Origin of the sequence: Mucispirillum schaedleri ASF457, from assembly GCF_000487995.2 — a bacterium.
Classification (GTDB): Bacteria; Chrysiogenota; Deferribacteres; order Deferribacterales; family Mucispirillaceae; genus Mucispirillum; species Mucispirillum schaedleri.
In genome coordinates, this window is the sequence record NZ_CP097562.1 from 739,262 (window position 1) to 757,277 (window position 18,016).

General features: G+C 30.0%; 12 protein-coding genes. 7 read left to right on the top strand and 5 right to left on the bottom strand.

The window, feature by feature from the left end; genetic code table 11:
- Window positions 1–53: 53 nt before the first annotated feature.
- Both N508_RS03525 and N508_RS03530 read right to left on the bottom strand, forming a co-directional pair.
- Window positions 54–2,120 carry a heavy metal translocating P-type ATPase gene (locus N508_RS03525; RefSeq protein ID WP_040636607.1) on the bottom strand — a complete coding sequence of 689 codons (2,067 nt, stop codon included), beginning with the start codon at window positions 2,118–2,120 and terminating at the stop codon, window positions 54–56.
- 4 nt (window positions 2,121–2,124) lie between these two features.
- Window positions 2,125–2,472: an ArsR/SmtB family transcription factor gene (locus N508_RS03530; protein WP_023275023.1), complete on the bottom strand. Its 348-nt coding sequence runs from the start codon at window positions 2,470–2,472 to the stop codon at window positions 2,125–2,127.
- 109 nt (window positions 2,473–2,581) lie between these two features.
- Here N508_RS03530 and N508_RS03535 point away from each other — a divergent pair, with 109 nt between their 5' ends.
- Window positions 2,582–3,277, top strand: coding sequence for a response regulator transcription factor (locus N508_RS03535; protein ID WP_040636608.1), 696 nt, complete (start codon window positions 2,582–2,584; stop codon window positions 3,275–3,277).
- On the top strand, window positions 3,274–4,611 hold the full coding sequence (locus tag N508_RS03540; protein ID WP_023275025.1) for a sensor histidine kinase: 1,338 nt from the start codon (window positions 3,274–3,276) through the stop codon (window positions 4,609–4,611). Before N508_RS03535 ends, N508_RS03540 begins: the two co-directional genes overlap by 4 nt.
- Before the next feature lie 137 nt (window positions 4,612–4,748).
- Here N508_RS03540 and htpG read toward each other — a convergent pair whose 3' ends face one another.
- Entirely contained in the window at window positions 4,749–6,644 is a 1,896-nt protein-coding gene (gene htpG, locus N508_RS03545; RefSeq protein ID WP_023275026.1) for a molecular chaperone HtpG, read from the bottom strand.
- A gap of 271 nt (window positions 6,645–6,915) precedes the next feature.
- Here htpG and N508_RS03550 point away from each other — a divergent pair, with 271 nt between their 5' ends.
- From N508_RS03550 to N508_RS03570, 5 genes are all read left to right on the top strand, one after another.
- Window positions 6,916–7,770: a hypothetical protein gene (locus N508_RS03550; protein WP_023275027.1), complete on the top strand. Its 855-nt coding sequence runs from the start codon at window positions 6,916–6,918 to the stop codon at window positions 7,768–7,770.
- A 9-nt stretch (window positions 7,771–7,779) separates the two neighbouring features.
- Window positions 7,780–9,726, top strand: coding sequence for a M3 family metallopeptidase (locus tag N508_RS03555; protein WP_023275028.1), 1,947 nt, complete (start codon window positions 7,780–7,782; stop codon window positions 9,724–9,726).
- Window positions 9,727–9,846: 120 nt separating this feature from the next.
- Window positions 9,847–12,471, top strand: coding sequence for a PD-(D/E)XK nuclease family protein (locus N508_RS03560; RefSeq protein WP_023275029.1), 2,625 nt, complete (start codon window positions 9,847–9,849; stop codon window positions 12,469–12,471).
- The gene (locus tag N508_RS03565) at window positions 12,452–15,484 is read left to right on the top strand and encodes a UvrD-helicase domain-containing protein (protein ID WP_023275030.1); all 3,033 of its coding nucleotides are present in this window, start codon (window positions 12,452–12,454) and stop codon (window positions 15,482–15,484) included. Before N508_RS03560 ends, N508_RS03565 begins: the two co-directional genes overlap by 20 nt.
- An 817-nt stretch (window positions 15,485–16,301) precedes the next feature.
- Window positions 16,302–17,030 (top strand): hypothetical protein, encoded by a 729-nt coding sequence (locus N508_RS03570; protein ID WP_023275032.1) that lies wholly within the window; start codon window positions 16,302–16,304, stop codon window positions 17,028–17,030.
- Here the strand turns inward: N508_RS03570 and N508_RS03575 are convergent.
- Together N508_RS03575 and N508_RS03580 are read right to left on the bottom strand one after the other, a co-directional pair.
- Window positions 17,027–17,551 (bottom strand): Gx transporter family protein, encoded by a 525-nt coding sequence (locus N508_RS03575; protein WP_023275033.1) that lies wholly within the window; start codon window positions 17,549–17,551, stop codon window positions 17,027–17,029. The two genes, N508_RS03570 and N508_RS03575, sit on opposite strands and share 4 nt — an antisense overlap.
- On the bottom strand, window positions 17,548–17,925 hold the full coding sequence (locus N508_RS03580; RefSeq protein WP_023275034.1) for a NusG domain II-containing protein: 378 nt from the start codon (window positions 17,923–17,925) through the stop codon (window positions 17,548–17,550). The genes N508_RS03575 and N508_RS03580 overlap by 4 nt, the downstream gene beginning before the upstream one ends.
- Between the last annotated feature and the right edge of the window lie 91 nt (window positions 17,926–18,016).

Below are 18,016 nucleotides of genomic sequence, written 5' to 3' on the forward strand. Positions count from 1 at the left end.
ATTAAAATATAAGCAGTGTTATGAAGCATAATCATACATTTTAAATTATAAAATTATCGTAATACCCTCATAGAGTTTAATAATGCAAGTAAAGCAACACCTACATCGCCAAATACTGCCATCCACATTGAAGCAATATCAAATAAGCCTAAAATTATAAACAATGCCTTAATACCAAGGGCAAAAACAATATTCTGCCATATAATTCTTTTTGTTTTTTTAGCAACTTTTACTGCATCTGCAAGTTTAACTAAAGAATCATTCATTATAACAACATCAGCTGTTTCAATAGCTGCGTCACTTCCTGCTGCTCCCATAGAAACACCAACATCTGCCATAGCAAGAACTGGTGCATCATTTATACCGTCTCCCACATATAATGAATAACCGCTTCCTTTATATTTATCTGCAAACTCTTTAAATTTTACTGCCTTGTCACTAGGCAGTAAATCATAATAATATTCTTTAATACCAGTATCTTTTAATGTGGTTTCTGTTGCATATTTATTATCTCCTGTTAAAACAGTAATGTTTTTAATGCCTGTTTCATACAGTTTATTAACAGCTTCAATAGTATCATCTTTTAGTTCATCGCTTATTATAATATAGCCTGCATATTCTTTATCTATTACCACATGGGCAACACTGCCTAAAATATTACATACACTTTCATCATGAATAGTATTTGTAAAGTGCAGCAGGCTGTCGTTTCCTACCATTATTTCTTTATCTTCTATAGATACTTTTACTCCCCTGCCGCTTATTTCTTCATATTCATTAATGGAATAATTAATATTTCCTGCATAATCTACAATAGAGCGTGCAATCGGGTGGCTTGATTTACTTTCTGCAACAGCAGCATATTTAACTATTTCATCTTCAGAATATTTACCAAAAGATTTTACTTCTGTAACTGTAAAAATACCTTTTGTAAGAGTGCCTGTTTTATCAAATGCAACAGCTTGAATATTTGATAATGCTTCAAGATAATTTGCACCTTTTATCAATATGCCTTTTTTAGATGCTCCACCAATGCCGCCAAAATAACCTAACGGAACACTGATTATTAATGCACAAGGGCATGACACAACTAATGCAACTAATGCACGATAAAGCCACTGACTAAATGAGCCCATATCTAAAAGCGGCGGCACAACAGCTATTATAAAAGCTGTAAAAAACACAACTGGTGTATAATATGATGCAAATTTTGTAATAAAATTTTCAGTTTTTGCTTTATTTGCAGCAGCATTTTCCACCATATCTAAAATTTTTGATGCTGAACTTTCTGCAAATATTTTTTCCACCTGCACTTCAATAATACCTGTTAAACTTATCATACCAGATAAAACTTTATCGCCAATTTTAGCACTTCTTGGAACAGATTCGCCTGTTAATGCTCTTGTATCAAGAGATGTTTTTCCTTTAATAATTTTGCCGTCAAGTGCTATTTTTTCTCCAGCTTTTACAATTATAGTTTCGCCAATATTTATAGTTTCAGGGTTAACTCTGCATTCTTTGCCACCACGCAGAACAACAGCATAATCTGGGCGTATTTCTAAAAGTGAATGAATAGAACGGCGGCTTTTATGAACTGCCAAATCTTGAAAAAACTCACCAGCTCTGTAAAAAAGCATAACTCCAACAGCTTCTTCATGGCTGCCTATTGCCCATGCTGCAAGTGTTGCAAATGTCATAAGAAAATTTTCGTCAAATATTTTACCATGACGAAGATTTTTTATAGATAGTAAAATTACATCTTTACCTGCAACTAAATAAACTATTACTAATACTGCATAACTTACATAAGACATGGGTGGTGTTTGAAAAGTATGCAGCATATAAAACCCTGCTCCAAAAGCAGCAAGCAGAACACCTAAAAGCATCAGCTCATTTTTTACATTAAAACTTTCTTCCTGCTTTTTTTCATGTATAACAACACCTTTTTCTATTTTATCAATAGCCTGCTGCACCTGATATATATTATCAGTATCTATCATTAATGTTTTTGTGGCAAAAACTACTGCTGCATCTTTTACGCAGGCAAGATTTTTTACACCTTCTTCTATTTTTGCAGCACACATTGGACAGTCTAAATTTTCAAGTGTATACTTTTTCATTTCATTACCTCTTTTCATTTATATGCTCTAATCCCATTAAAAGAATACTTGTAATATGGTTATCATCAAGGCTGTAATATACATTTTTACCTTCCTGCCGTGATTTTACAATACATGTCTGCCTTAAAAACCTAAGCTGCTGTGAAACAGTAGACTGTTTTAATGATAATGCAGCACATATATCATATACACAAAGCTCTACTTCTTTTAAGGCAAACAATATTTTTATCCTTGTTGTATCTGCAAATACTTTATAAAAAAGTTCCAGTGCTGCAAAAGAATATTCAGAAGGCAGGCTCTGCCTTGCTGTATGCACTGCTTCTGCATCAATAATTTTGCTTTCATCTCTCATAAAAAACTCCTGTATTTATAACATCAATTCATCATATCATTATATGATGATATATAACATTAAAAATAATACTTGTCAAGAAGAAATTTTCAATGTAAATATATTTATTATGAGTGATAAAATTAATATATTAATCGTCGAAGACGAAATCAAAGTTGCAGAAACAATTAAGTCCTACTTAGAAAAAGAAGGCTTTAATGCTTCTTTTGCTATTTTAGGCTCAGCAGCGGTGAATATTTTAAATGAAAAAACATTTAATTTGATTATCCTTGACTTAATGCTGCCAGATATTTCTGGTGAAGAAATTTGCAAAATGGTTAGAAAAACAAGCGATGTTCCTATTATCGTCCTAACTGCCAAAAGCTCTGAGGATTCAAAAGTTAATGTTTTAAATACTGGTGCTGATGATTATCTTATTAAGCCAGTTTCTCCAAGGGAGCTGGTAGCAAGAGTAAAAGCAGTGCTGCGTCGTGCAGGGCTTTTCAGTGAAAATAGTGCTGTGCCTTACAATGACGGTTTATCCATTGATTTTGCTTCAAGGACTGTTAAGAAAAATGATATAGAAATTACCTTAACGCCTAATGAGTATAAACTGCTTAAATTTCTTGCCCAGAATGCTGGCAGGTATTTTTCAAGAGAAGATTTAATTGAAGGTGCTATTGGTGCTAAATATGACGGATATGACAGAGCAGTTGATTCGCACATTAAAAATCTTCGCCAAAAAATTGAAGATAACCCTAAAAGCCCAAAATATATTGTTACTCAATATGGAGTAGGTTATAAATTTGCTGGAACTAAAATATGAAATTAAGCATTAAAAAGCAGTTTTTATTGCTTTTTCTGCTTGTTACTATTGTTTCGCTCTTTATTCTGTCCTTTATGCTTAGGACCAGTATTGACAGCTGTTTCTATGATTATAAATGGGCAGAACAAAGCAAAATATTTGATTTAATCGTATCCCGTCTTGAAACATTTTATGCTGAACATAAATCATGGGATAGTTTTAATGGCAATGAAATAGGCAATCTGGCAATGAAAGAAGGATGTTATTTTACCTTATATGATAACGAAGGTAAATTAATATGGACTTCTGAGCATACTATTGCTGCCAGAAATAATACTTCATCAGTGCATAGATACTGGCGTAATATTTATCCTGTAAATTATAAAAATCAAATAAAAGGTAAAGTGTATATTGTCCAGTTTACTGACAGTATTTTTACTCAAAAAGATATTACTTTTAGAGAAAGTGTTCTTACATATATACTAATATCATTAATTATTGCATTACTTTTATCTTTACCTTTTATAATGATATTATCATCGCGGTTTTCAAGCCCTATTACATATCTTCAAAAAAAAGCAGAAAATATGATTAAAGGCGATTTAACTACTAAAATTAAAATATCATCATCTACTACTGAAATAATAAAACTTTCTATATCGCTTGACAGACTGAGAAAATCACTTCTTCAGCAGGAAGATTTAAGAAAACAGCTTGCATCAAATATTTCTCATGAGTTAAGAACACCATTAAATGTTATTCAAAACCAGCTAGAAGCAATAATTGATGGTATTTTTGAGCCGACAGAAGAAAGGCTTGACGGGCTTTTACAGGAAGTTATCAGGCTTACAAACTTGGTAGGTGAGCTTGAAAAAATCACAACAATAGAATCGAATGAGTTTATTCCAGATATTAAAGATGTAAAACTTGCATCTGTTGTTGAAAATGTATGCTCTACTTTTGAAGCAGCATTTCAAAGAAAAAATATTGATTTAATAACAAAACTGCAAAAAGGAATAATTGTTAAAGCTCAGGAAGATAAACTGATACAGCTTATTATAAATATTGTAAATAATGCTTTAAAATATACAGAAAGTGGCAGTGTTACAGTAAGCACTTATATGGAAAACGACCATGCAGTATTTGAAGTAAAAGATACTGGCATTGGTTTATCAGAAGAAGACAAAATAAAAATCTTTGAAAGATTTTACAGAGTAGAGAAATCTCGTAATAGAAACACTGGTGGTGCAGGACTTGGGCTTGCTATTGTTAAAAATATAGCAGATGCTCATGGCTGGGAAATAGAAGTAGAAAGTGATGGTAAATCCTGCACTACTTTCAAAATAAATTTTTAATATTTAGATTTAACCATACTGCAGCATATATAATTTAGATACTTCGCCTTTTAGGCTCAGTATGACAATTTAGGGACAAAAAATGAATTTACTAAAAAAATAAGGGAAAAGTCAAATAACCTTTTCCCTTTTTATTATTATTCTAAACCTTTTATCATTAAAGATGCTACTCTTTTTGCAAAAAGTCCTGCATCTACTGGTTTTGCACCTTCTAATATTAAGGCTTCATCATAAAGCAAATCTACATACTCTTTTAATACTGGGTTTTCTTTATCTGCATTAAACACTTCATTTAATTTAATAAATAATGGGTGTTCTGCATTTATTTCCATAGTGCGTTTTGCTGCCATATAAGACTGCCCCATAGCTTTCATAATCTGCTCTATGTGTGGGTCAAAATCTGTTTCGCCGCGAACAAGGCATACTGGGCTGTCTGTAAGCCTGCTTGAAAGGCGGACATCTGCAACTTTATCTTTTAACTGCTCTTTAATAAAGCCTAAAATAGAGCTTAATTCTTCAGTTTTCTTTTCTTTTGCAGCTTTTTCTTCATCAGTTAAGTTCATATCGCCTTTTACTACTGATTTAAACTGTTTGCCTTTATATTCATTAAGAGCAGATATTACAATATCATCTATATCATCAGTTAATATAAGCACTTCATAGCCTTTATTAGTTAAGCCTTCCATATATGGACTTGCCATAGCTTCTGCTCTGCTTGCTGATAATATATAATAAATATCGTTCTGCCCTTCTTTCATACGGCTGATATATTCTGCAAAAGTTGTATATTTTCCGTCTTCTGTGGCAGTTGATTCTGCAAGAACTAAATCAGCAATATTCTCTTTTTTATCATATTCAAAATGCAGACCTTCTTTTAATATTCTGCCAAATTCTTTATAAAATGAAACATACAAATCATATTTTTTATTTTTCATATCACTTAAAGCATCAAGCACTCTTTTAGTGATATTTTTACGCATAACTTCAATAAGTTTATTGTTCTGCAGAATTTCCCTTGAAATATTAAGCGGTAAATCATTTGATTCAACAACACCTTTTACAAACCTTAAATAAGGCGGGAAAAGTTCTTCACAGTGTTCCATAATCTGCACTCTTTTTACATAGAGCGTAGGTCCTGATTTATATTCTTTATATATAATATCAAAAGGTTTCATTTTTGGTATATATAAAAGCCCTGCAAATTCATGAGTGCCTTCCACTTTAAAATGAATTGTTTTTAAAGGGTCAGAATAATCATGAGTTATATGTTTATAAAAATCATTATATTCTTCTTCTGTAATTTCTGATTTATTTCTTAACCATATAGCTTTGCGGGAGTTTAAAACTTCTTCTTTTATCTCTTTTTCTTCACTTGGTTTGCCTTCTTCATCTTTTTTAGGTCTTTCAATATCCATAACTACTGGATGTTCTATATAGTCAGAATATTTTGAGACTAAATCTCTTAATGTCCACTCATCAAGATATTTTTTATCATCTTCTTTTAAATGAAGAATAATATCTGTGCCGCGGTTTGCTCTAACAGCTTCGCCTATTTCAAAAGTGCCAGCTGCCTGACTTTCCCATTTAACACCTTTTTCCTGCCCTGCTTTTCTTGTAATAACAGTAACTTTATCTGCTACCATAAATGCAGAATAGAAACCAACACCAAACTGACCTATCAGCTCCACTGCATCTTTGGCATTTTTTTCTTCTAACATTTTCATAAATTCTTTTGTGCCGCTGTTTGCAATAGTGCCAAGTGTATTAATTACTTCATCGTAATTCATACCTATACCGTTATCTGATACAGTAAGTGTGCCAGCACTTTTATTTGGTGTAAGTTTGATTTTCCAGTCAGTATCGTTTTCATATTTGCTTTGGTCCAGCAAACCTTCATAACGGATTTTATCTACTGCATCGCTTGCATTAGATATAAGCTCTCTTAAAAAAATATCCTTATTAGAGTAAAGGGAATGGATAACAATATCTAATAATTTAGATACTTCTGTTTTAAACTCCATAGTTTGTGACATAAATATATCTCCTAAATTAAAATAATTTTAAAATTATTAGCACTCATAACTAATGAGTGCCAAAGATAATGTAATAAGTATAAGCCATATTGTCAAGAGATTAAAATTAAATAATCATAATTTATTGTGATATATTATGATGATATACATAACAAACACATAGTATTCTACGCATAATAATATATTAACACAGATAAAAATATATAATTCTTGATTTATATACCTTTATTATGGTAAATTATGACTTTAATTATTTTATTTTGAGGATATTATGAAACAGTTTATAATAGTCATATCTATAATATTATTTCTTATCACAGGCTGCCAGAAAGAAAAAGTAAATGTTATGGCTGTGCCTATTCAGGCAGAAGATTTTTATGACTTACAGAATAAAATAAATATAGTATGTGCCCAGATTAATTCAACTGTATGCTCTTATATTAAAGGTCCAATATCTGTTTATTTACCAGAAGCCTTATCTCAAGGGTATATTCTATCAGGTGATGAGGCTGTATTGGCAGAAAGTTTGTATAAAAGACTAAACGGCAAAACTCCAGAACAGATTATTGCAGAATATAAAAAAATATTAAAAAATAAGCTTGATGAAGATATGGAGCGTGATAGAAATATTACAAAAATGCTTAACAATATAGAAAAAACATTTAAAAATACAAAAGAATATGCAAATGACATTATTATAAAAGATATTAATACTAATATTGGTAATGATAATATTATACAAATTTCTTTCACTCTGGAAAACAAAACACCTTTTAATATTTTACAGTTTTCTGGTGAAACAGAATTTTTTACTGGTATGGATACTTTTCTTGTCCGCTCAAAAGCTTTCTCTAAAAAAATAGAGCCATATATTCCATCAGGCAGTAATGCACGAGTTAATGTTATTATCAGCTCTATTAATGATAATGATGTAACTTTAATCCGTGCTGCAAAGGATTTAACTACAAAAGTTATTGTAACAAGTCTGCATACTGATTCTAAAGATAATCAAACATCAGCAGTAGTGCTTTCTCTGCCTTATTCTTATTTTCATTTAAGGCAGATGATAGAAGAAAGAGAAAATATATATAATGCTACACTTAAAAAAATAAATAATATTTATTAGGAGAAAAATATGTTTATAGATTTTCCATTAGACTGTATAAAAAATTCGTATGAAAATGTTACTGAAATAATTAAAAGCAACAAGGAAGAAATTGCAAGACTTTTAAAAATAGAAAATAAAACATATCTTAACTTTATGCGTCCACTTATGGAGCTTGAATGCCGACTTAATGACTATTTTACACCTGTTGCACACTTAAACTCGGTATGCGACAGCCCAGAAACAAGAGAAGCTTTTTCTATATGTTTAGAGCCATTAAGTATTTATTCTTCAGAATTAAGCCAGAATAAAGCAATATATGAAGCTGTAAAAGAAATAAGCACTCAGCATGATTTAACAAGTGAGCAGAAAAAAGTAATTAAAGACAGCCTGCAATCATTTAAATTAGGCGGTGTTTATCTAGAAGATAATAAAAAGAAAAGATTAATAGAAATAAATACAAGACTTTCAGAGCTTTCTGACAGTTTTAATAAAAATCTTCTTGATGCAACTAATGCTTTTGAAATCATATTAAAAGATGATACTCATATAAAAGATATGCCAGAAAGTGACAAAATGGCAGCAAAAGTGCAGCAGGGATACAGGTTTACACTGCAGGCACCATCTTATATAGCATTTATGACATACTGCAAAGACAGAGAGTTAAGGGAAGAAGTATATAAAGCATATATGACAAGGGCAGAAAATAACAGCCCTGTAATAGAAGAAATATTAAAACTGAAACATGAAAAAGCTAATATGCTAGGCTATAAAAATTACAGAGAAATGCGTAATGAAACTATGAGCTGCCCAAGTGCAGATGAGGCACTTGCATTTTTAAGAAATTTAAGCAAAAAAGGCAAAAAAATGGCTGAAAAAGAGTTGAAAGACTTATCTGACTTTGCAAAAAATAAAGGAATAGATAAAATTGAAAGCTATGATACAGCTTATCTTTCAAATATGCTTAAAAAAGAAGCACTTGGCTTTGATAGTGAGCTTTTCAGACCATTTTTTGAAAAAGAAAATGTTGTGCATGGGCTTTTCCTTTTTATGCAGAAACTTTTTAATATTAATTTTCAGGAAGTGCATGATATAAAACTATGGCACAAAACAGCTAAATGTTTTAATCTGCTTGATAATAATAATACTCCATTTGCAAGGCTTTATATAGATTTAGAAGCAAGACCTGAAAAAAGGGGTGGTGCATGGATGAATAACTGGCATACAGGCAGGCTTGATGATAAAAATAATATTCACCTTCCAGATGCTTTTATTGTGGCAAATTTTCCACCGTCAAAAGAAGGTCAGCCTTCCCTTTTACGCCATGATGATGTGCACACACTTTTTCATGAAGCAGGCCATGCAATACATCACCTTTTCTCAAAATGCAAAGAAAGTGATGTTTCAGGTATTAATGGAGTAGAATGGGATGCAGTAGAATTTCCATCTCAGTTTTTAGAAAACTTTGCCTATGAAGAAAAAGTATTAAAATTATTTGCCCGCCATTATGAAACTGGTGAAATGATACCTGATGAATTAATTAAAAAATTAATAGATAATAAAAACTTCCAGTCTGGTATGTTTTTAGTCCGCCAGCTTGAATTTGGTATATTTGACTTATCTATATATGACAATGCTTATACTTATGAGCAGGTGCATAATATTATACTTGAAACAAGAAAAGAAACTGCTGTGATTACTCCACCTGATTATGTAATATTTGAAAACGGCTTTGGTCATATTTTTGGCGGTGGATATTCTGCAGGGTATTACAGTTATAAATGGGCAGAGATGCTTTCTGCTGATGCTTATATTGCTTTTAGCGAAAAAGGTGTTTTTGATGAAAAAATTGCCGGAAGTTTTAAAGAAAACATATTAGAAAAAGGCGGCTCAGATACTATGCAGCAGCTTTTTATAAACTTTATGGGAAGAAGCCCTAGTGAAGAAAAACTTTTACAGCTTATGGGTATGAAATAACTACACACAACACATACTGCTGCATATATATATCATAATATATTATAAAGCATAATTTAAGCTGCAGGAATATATTTGCAAAATATTACTGCAGTTTATATATATTTTAAAGGATAAACCATGATAAGATGTTTAAGTATTCCAGAAAATATTACTCCCTATTCTTTTATATATAATCTTGCATTGGAATATGATAAAAAAGATTATAATACCTGCCTTGTTCTTCCAACAGAAAGAAATCTTAGATATATGGCAAACTGCGATTTTAAATATATAGAGTCTTATGCAGTATCAAACTTTTTTGAAATAATAATAGATACTGATAAAAAAATTATGCCAGTTGAACTTAGACCCTTTTATTTAAAAAAAGCAGTTAATAAGCTGACAAATGAAGAAATAACAGCAGTATTTAAAAGCGATAATAAAGAGTTTTTATCAAGTTTTATCCCTTTTGCTCAAAATACAAAAAATATATTTTCTTTTTTCAGAGAGCTTTTTGCGGAAATGGTAGATGTAGAAAGCCTTGTAAATGCTTCTCAATATTCTGATTATGAAAAACAGATAAATATATTAAACCACTTATGGAGCATATATTTAGAAATAATACATAATGACGGCTGGATAGATAAATATGAAACATATAAAAATATAAACTTAAATAACATTTTTATAGATAAATATGATAACTATATATTTTTAATAAGCGGATTTCTTACAAAATATGAACTTACTGTGCTGAAAAAAATAAGTGAAAATAAAAATGTTACAGCAGTATTTAACTATGCAGGACCAAAGCAGAGCCAGCATAAAGAATATGAAGCATTTTTTGAAACAAAAACATTAAATGATAAAAATATGCCTTTGTTTTCAAATAATAATATGCAGATATTTTCTTGTGCATCAGATATTTCCCAAATAGAGCTTATTACAAAAAAATCTTTTGAGTTTAATATTAAGCATAACATTCCTTTTAACAGAATGGCAGTGATTATGCCAGATACAAGCTGTAAAACTTACTTTATAAAACTTGATTACTATAATATATTTGATGTATCAGCAGGCAGAGATATTTCATCATGCAGTTTTATAAGTTTTATAAACAGCTTGATAGAATTATATTCATCTTTTAAAAGCGGACTTATAGAAGTATCAAGCCTTATTCATATATTTTCTAATGATATGCTGCAAAAAGATAACGAAATGCAGCAATTTATAAAAAATTTATATAAAATGCTTGAAAATAATAAACTTTATATGCAAAAAGATGATTTTTTAAATGAAAAAGTAATAAATGAATATTTAGCTTCTTTTTTAAATACATCAAACAATATTACTGTATTAGAATGTATTAATACATATAAAAAACTGCTTAATAATATTATACCTTTATTTCTGCTTGAAAAGGATATAATTACAGAAACTCTGCTTTTACTTGATAGACTTGCAGTAATATATAAAAACATAAATGATTTGCTTTTATTTGAAGAAACTGCATATATTATAATGAATGAAATAAACAGCCAGTCTATAGACCTGCCTAAAAAAGAAATAGCAGTAACGGGTATACTTGAAAGCAGAAATGTTGATTATGATGTGCTTTTTATACCATATATGACAGAAGAACTTTTTCCGCCAAAAAATGTAAAGGATTTGTTTATTAATACAGAAATAAGAAACCAGTTAAAGCTGCCTACATTTATTGACAGAGAAAATTTAATGAAAAACTACCTTTATCAACTTATGAGTAATGCAAAAGTAATAGTTATGTCGTATGCTGAAAATAATTCTGGTGCAAGAAGAAGCAGTTTCATAGAAGAGATTGTCATAAAAAACCACTTAACAGCACTAAAATATGCTCCAAGCACTATATCTTTAATACAGGAAGATAAATATTATTATCCAAAAGATACAGAAATAAGTATAGAAAAAACTGATAAAATAATAAGCTTTTTAAAAGATTTTTCTTATTCTGCATCAAATTTAAATATATATACTTCCTGCTCTCTAAGATTTTATCTGCAGTATGTGCTTAATATTAATGAAAAAACTGAGCCTGTTGCAAGCCTTGATAATAAAGTATTTGGAATAGTCATACACAATGTTTTTAAAAATCTTTTTGACAGGAAAATATCTGTTACAGACAACACTTATTTAGATAAGTTCCAAAGCGAATTTATTAAACAGATGAAAGATTATGATGCTTATTTATATAATAATGTGGAACAGTTTATTGCATCAATTATATATAATAACATACCAAAAATCATAGCTGCTGAGCAAAACCATATAAAAAACGGATATGAAGAAAGCAAAAGAGAGTATAAAGTGCAGGTTAAATTTAATCAATTTAATATTAAAGGTATAATTGATAAAATAGAAAACTATAAGAATGATATTATAGTTACAGACTATAAATATAAAGATGATGATAAAATAAAGCCTGTTTTAAATAACAATTTTGAAAAAATAGATGATATTCAACTGCCATTATATGCTCTTTTGCTTGATAAAGAGATGAAAAAACTGCCTTCTGATTTATTTTATTTAAGTATAAAAGAAAAGTTTGAATACAAGCAGGGCTTTGACATAAGTTTTTATAGTGACTTTAAAGACTATTTAGCTGGCATATTAAGTGATATAATTAATATTTCTAAACCTTTTGAGCAGACAAAAGAATATAAACACTGTGATTACTGCCCTTATAATACTGTGTGTGGGAGGGAAAATGGCTTCTTCTCTAAATAAATATAATAATCTTGCATTAGAAGCATCAGCAGGCACAGGCAAAACTTTTCAGCTTGCAATGCGTGTTGCTGGTATGCTTTTAACTGGTGCTGCCCCAAAAGATATTTTATGCCTTACTTTTACTAGAAAAGCAACAGCTGAAATGAAAGAGCGTATTATAAAATTTATTAACGGCTTTGCAGAAGGAACATCAGATACAAGTGAATATGAATTTATAGCTCCACTTATGAAAAAATATGCAGAGAAACTTCAAAGACCTTTTGATGATAACTTTATAAAAGAAAAAGCAGTAACTGCCAGAGATAATCTATTCAGTCATTTTTCTGAATTAAATATAAAAACGATAGATGCTTTTAATAATACTATTTTAAGAATATTCCCTTTTGAAGCAGGTTTCCGCCCAGATTTTGGTGTGCATTGCGACGAAGAAACAGCCCAAATTAAAAGAACTGCTTTTTATCAGCTTGTTTCAGAAATGCTTGCAGATAATAAATGGAAACAAATACTTGATAATATTTATCCTGTTTTAGGTGTGCAGACAGTTTCTCTTATTTCCACACTGCAAAAATATGCAGAATATGTGGCAGATAATATACTTAAACTTGAAAGTGCAGTAAAAAATGCACCTAGTCTTGATAATATAATAGAAATGCTTTCAAAAGCAGTAACAATGCAGCAGAAAATACCAGAATTATGCCAAAAATTTAAAAAAACATTTGAAAATGATAATCTTAGTGTCAGGCAGGCAAATGCTGTTGAAAAACTTGATTACAAAAAAATTCAAGATATATCAGATATACCTTTTTTTAAAAATACATTAGATGAAGCACCTAATTTCAAAAAATATGAGTTCAGCCAAAAACAGTATAATCTGCATGAAAATATATTTAATAAACTGCAGGAATACTGGCTTTTATATGGAGATATTATTACAAGCCTTTCTTTAAACCTTGGTAAGCTTCTTAATAATAAAATGGATATTTTAAAGAAAGAGAAGAATATGCTTACATACAGCGATATAAGCAATGCAGTATATTATATGCTTGCAGCAGATAACTCTAAAATAGATAAAGATTACCTTTATTTCAGGCTTGATGGCAGAATAAACCATTTATTAATAGATGAGTTTCAAGATACATCTATATCCCAATGGCTTACATTAAAACCACTAGCAGAAGAAGCAATGGCAGGATTAGGACAGCATGATAAAGTTGGCAGTTTTTTCTATGTTGGAGACCCAAAACAAAATATTTATCGTTTTCGTGGCGGCAGTTCTTCCCTTTTCAGACTGCTTTTACAAGAATATAAAGATAAACTTTCATCTAAAACACTTGATACAAACTATAGAAGCGGCAAAAATATTATAGATATAGTAAATAAAATATCAAATGAAATATATAAACAGTATGGTGAAAATTTTGCAATTTTTAATATTGACCAAAAAGCATATAAAGAAAATGGTGATGGTTATGTGGAAATAACACATAAAATGGATAAGCAGGATAAAGAAGAAGATGCTTATTATTTAACATACTGTCTTGATAAAATAAATATATGTATAGAAAACGGATTTCAGTATAAGGATATTGCAATACTTACAGTTTCTAATAACCATGGGAAAGATATTATTGATTATCTTGAAAATAATAATATACCTGTGCAGGCAGAAACATCTGCAAACTTAACAAGCTCCCCTGTTTTTAATATTATTATGGCATTAGCTGAATTTATAGAAACAGATGATGATTATGCCTTTTTTAGATTTTTATACACAAGCCCAAAAGCAGCACATAATAATATTATGCAGGATAAAGGCTTATTCATAAATGAAAAAAATAAAATAAAAAATATGCTTAATAATATAGAAGGGCTTTCCATATTTGATAAACTGCTCTATCTTTCAAATAAACTTGATTTACAAAGCAGGTTTAGTTCAAGTCCTGATTACTATGTATGTTTTGATATTATATCAAAAACAGCAGCCAATGAAACAAATATTGCTGATTTTAAAGAAACAGTTTTTAAATCAGCATCAAGCGAGCAGGCTCTTTCTGCTGCACAAAAAAATGCAGTTACAGTTATGACTATCCATAAATCAAAAGGACTGCAGTTTAATGTTGTTATTCTTCCTAACTTATCAAGAGATATAACAGTTAATGCAAAAAATTCACCACTATTTATTGCTGATAATAATGTTTTTGGAGATTCTAAACTGTGCTGTGTATATTCTAAAAAACAATATCCATATATTTCTGGAACAAAAGCAGAAGAATATATGAAAAATGAAAATATGCTTACACTGCAGGACAGTGTTAATATGCTGTATGTTGCAATGACAAGGGCGGAAAAAGCACTTTTTATAAATGCTGAAATGCCAAAAGATATGCCATTAAAAATATCACATATTGCAGGGCTTTGTTTTCCTGAAAAAGTGCAGCAGGGTATACTTAAAGCAGAAATAAACAAAGAAAAAGAACAAGTAAAAAGCATAAATATTGAAATAAATATAAACAAACAAAAAGAATTGATTGATACAAAAGCATTTTACAGCAGAAAAGAAGATATTACTTTTAATTATTTATCTGCTCTTGCTGGTGAGTGCCTGCATGCGGGTCTTTTTATGCTTGAATATGGCAGGGAAGAAACCATCTCAATAGCAGAAAAATGTATGTATGCTAAATATGGCTCTGCACTGGATGATAAAACATTTGCTGATATAAAAAAATATATTCTTACAGTTTATAACAATACCCAGTGGCAGCAGCTTTTTAATGGAAGAGTGTTTAAAGAACGCCGCATTGGTAAAGATAACAACCTTTATTCTGTAGATATTTATAGTGAAATGGAAGATAAACTTGTTATTATGGATTATAAAACTGGTGCATTAAATGACAAAATATTAGATGAATATAAAAAACAGCTTTTCACATATAAAGAAATACTAAAAAAGCTTTATAATAAAAAAACAGAATGCTGCATTTTCCATATAGAAAAAGGAATTTTTACTTTTTAGTATTTTTGAGTATCAGTCATTTTGAGCCTGATTTTTACAGGCGAAAAATCTATAATTATATATTTCAGCAGTGCATAATATATTAAAAGTATCTTATTTTTAGATACTTCGCTTATAAATCAAGCTCAGTAAGACATAAGTTGAAGTGTATGAGTGCTTTACTTAACTTTGTATATTTTTAATGAAGTAAAATTTTTATGCTGCATACATTTTTGAAATACTAAAATATGTCTTCCTGAGTGAGTATATGCGAGCGAAGGAACTATTAAGATTATAGATTACTATTATAGATACTTCGCCTTTCAGGCTCAGGATGAGCCGTCTTTAGTGAGCGATAGGCGAACTTGTTTCGGCAGAGCGTGATTTAAAAAATACAGGGATGTATTTTTTAATAAAAGATAAATTTAGATACTTCGCCTTTCAGGCTCAGGATGAGCCATCTTTAGTGAGCGATAGGCGAACTTGTTTCGGCAGAGCGTGATTTAAAAAATACAGGGATGTATTTTTTAATAAAAGATAAATTTAGATACTTCGCCTTTCAGGCTCAGGATGAGCCGTTTTAGTGAGCGATAGGCGAACTTGTTTCGGCAGAGCGTGATTTAAAAAATACAGGGATGTATTTTTTAATAAAAGATAAATTTAGATACTTCGCCTTTCAGGCTCAGCAAAACATAGTAGTAGAATTTACCAAAAAATATATGTATAAATAAAAAATAATAGTTTTCAATCATAAAATACCCTATTTTCACTTTTGCACTTATCAAGGAAAAGTAAAATTTTACTTGATTTTTCATATTAATATATTCATATTATATCTATGAAAAAATTAAATTTTGTATTAATTGCTGCTGTATGGTTTAGCTGTGTTTCATATTCATTTGCAGAAACTGCTGATATAGAAATAGAAAATGTGCAGATACAGAAGATAAACAAAAACTTAATCTATCATTTACCCCCCCCCATCTCTTATGATACAGCATCCAGCAGTGCTGTTAAATATAATTTATATAAATTTAAAGAAAAAAATGACCTGCTTGATTATATATCTAACCCATATATATCTGAATTAAGCAAAACTTTTGATAAAGAAAGCCTGTATACTTATGCTCTTACTTATCACAGTAATATTGCAGAATACGATGTTACTGCATCCCCTGTAAAAAAATACAGTGCAGGTATTACTACCTTTTCACTTAAAAGTATGAATATATTTTCTACCAGTGATTATGATTCTGCCATTAATGATTCCATATACAGTTTTATAATAAGCTCAGTTTTAGGGTTTACTACAAAAGATTTAATTGGCTTAAATATTTGGAGTGGCACAAATAATGACGGTGTTTCAGGCTTTCAGGCAACTATCCGCCCTTTTAAAAACCTGCATGCAGCCTATTCTTATTTAACAGACCAAAAATATAATAGAAGTATTATTAAACTAAACTATGGATATAAAAAATACAGTAATCTTGCCTTTAAAACTATGAATACTTTTAATGACCACCACATAAACACTACTATTGGTATTGAGTGGCAGTTTTATTTCTAGCCTTTTAATTCAAGCCTTTCAAACATTGATTTTATCTGCTTATGGTTTACTATTTTATATGCAATTATCCCCATTAGTATGCCTGTAATAACAGCAGAAAGCAGCAATATTCCAGCAATATTTGTATAAATAAGCCCTTTTACATAAAAAATGCTTACAACTGCAAGCTGTGTGATTATATGAAAAACTGCACCAATTACACTGATAGTTATAATACTTAATTTGTTTTTAAAATAATGATAATTTACAGACATAGCAGCAAATGAAACAAATACAGCAGGCACACTTAAAGACATTTTAAATATAATATTGGCAGATAATACTGGCACAATTAAAGCCTTTAAAAAAGATACCTGAAAAGCATATTTACTGCCTGCAAGATACAGCATAATAATAATAGGAACATTAGCAAGCCCTAATCGGATTGCAGGCACTGGAGTAGGGATAAAATTTTCAATAACACCTAAAATTATACTGCATGAAGCCATAAGCCCCGTTAATATATATATATTTATTTTCATTTCTGAGTAATATCCTTATCTGAACAGTCAATAATAACAGCAACCCTGTTTGGAGCACATATTATAGTATCGCCGCAGTTTTCTATCCATGAAGTATTTACACATATCTGGTTTGCACAGTCTGAATGTAATGCCTTTACTCTGCCACCAGCAATTTCAAACTCCATACCTTTATATACACTATGCTCGTTGCCAAAAACATCTTTAACTTTCCCAAAAAGATTAAAATATCCGTCTTTATATGGTATATAAAAGCTTTCATTTTCTACAACAAGCATTAATTTTTTTGCTGAATAACTATAAGGCTTAAAAATAAAAACAATAGATAATATAATGAAAAATAAAATAATAATTACATCAATTTTACGAAACATATATAACCGTCCACGGATAAGACTATATTATAATATAGAAAAAGTCAAGTTTGGACTTATATAAAAAAAGTTAGACAAAAACCATATAAGC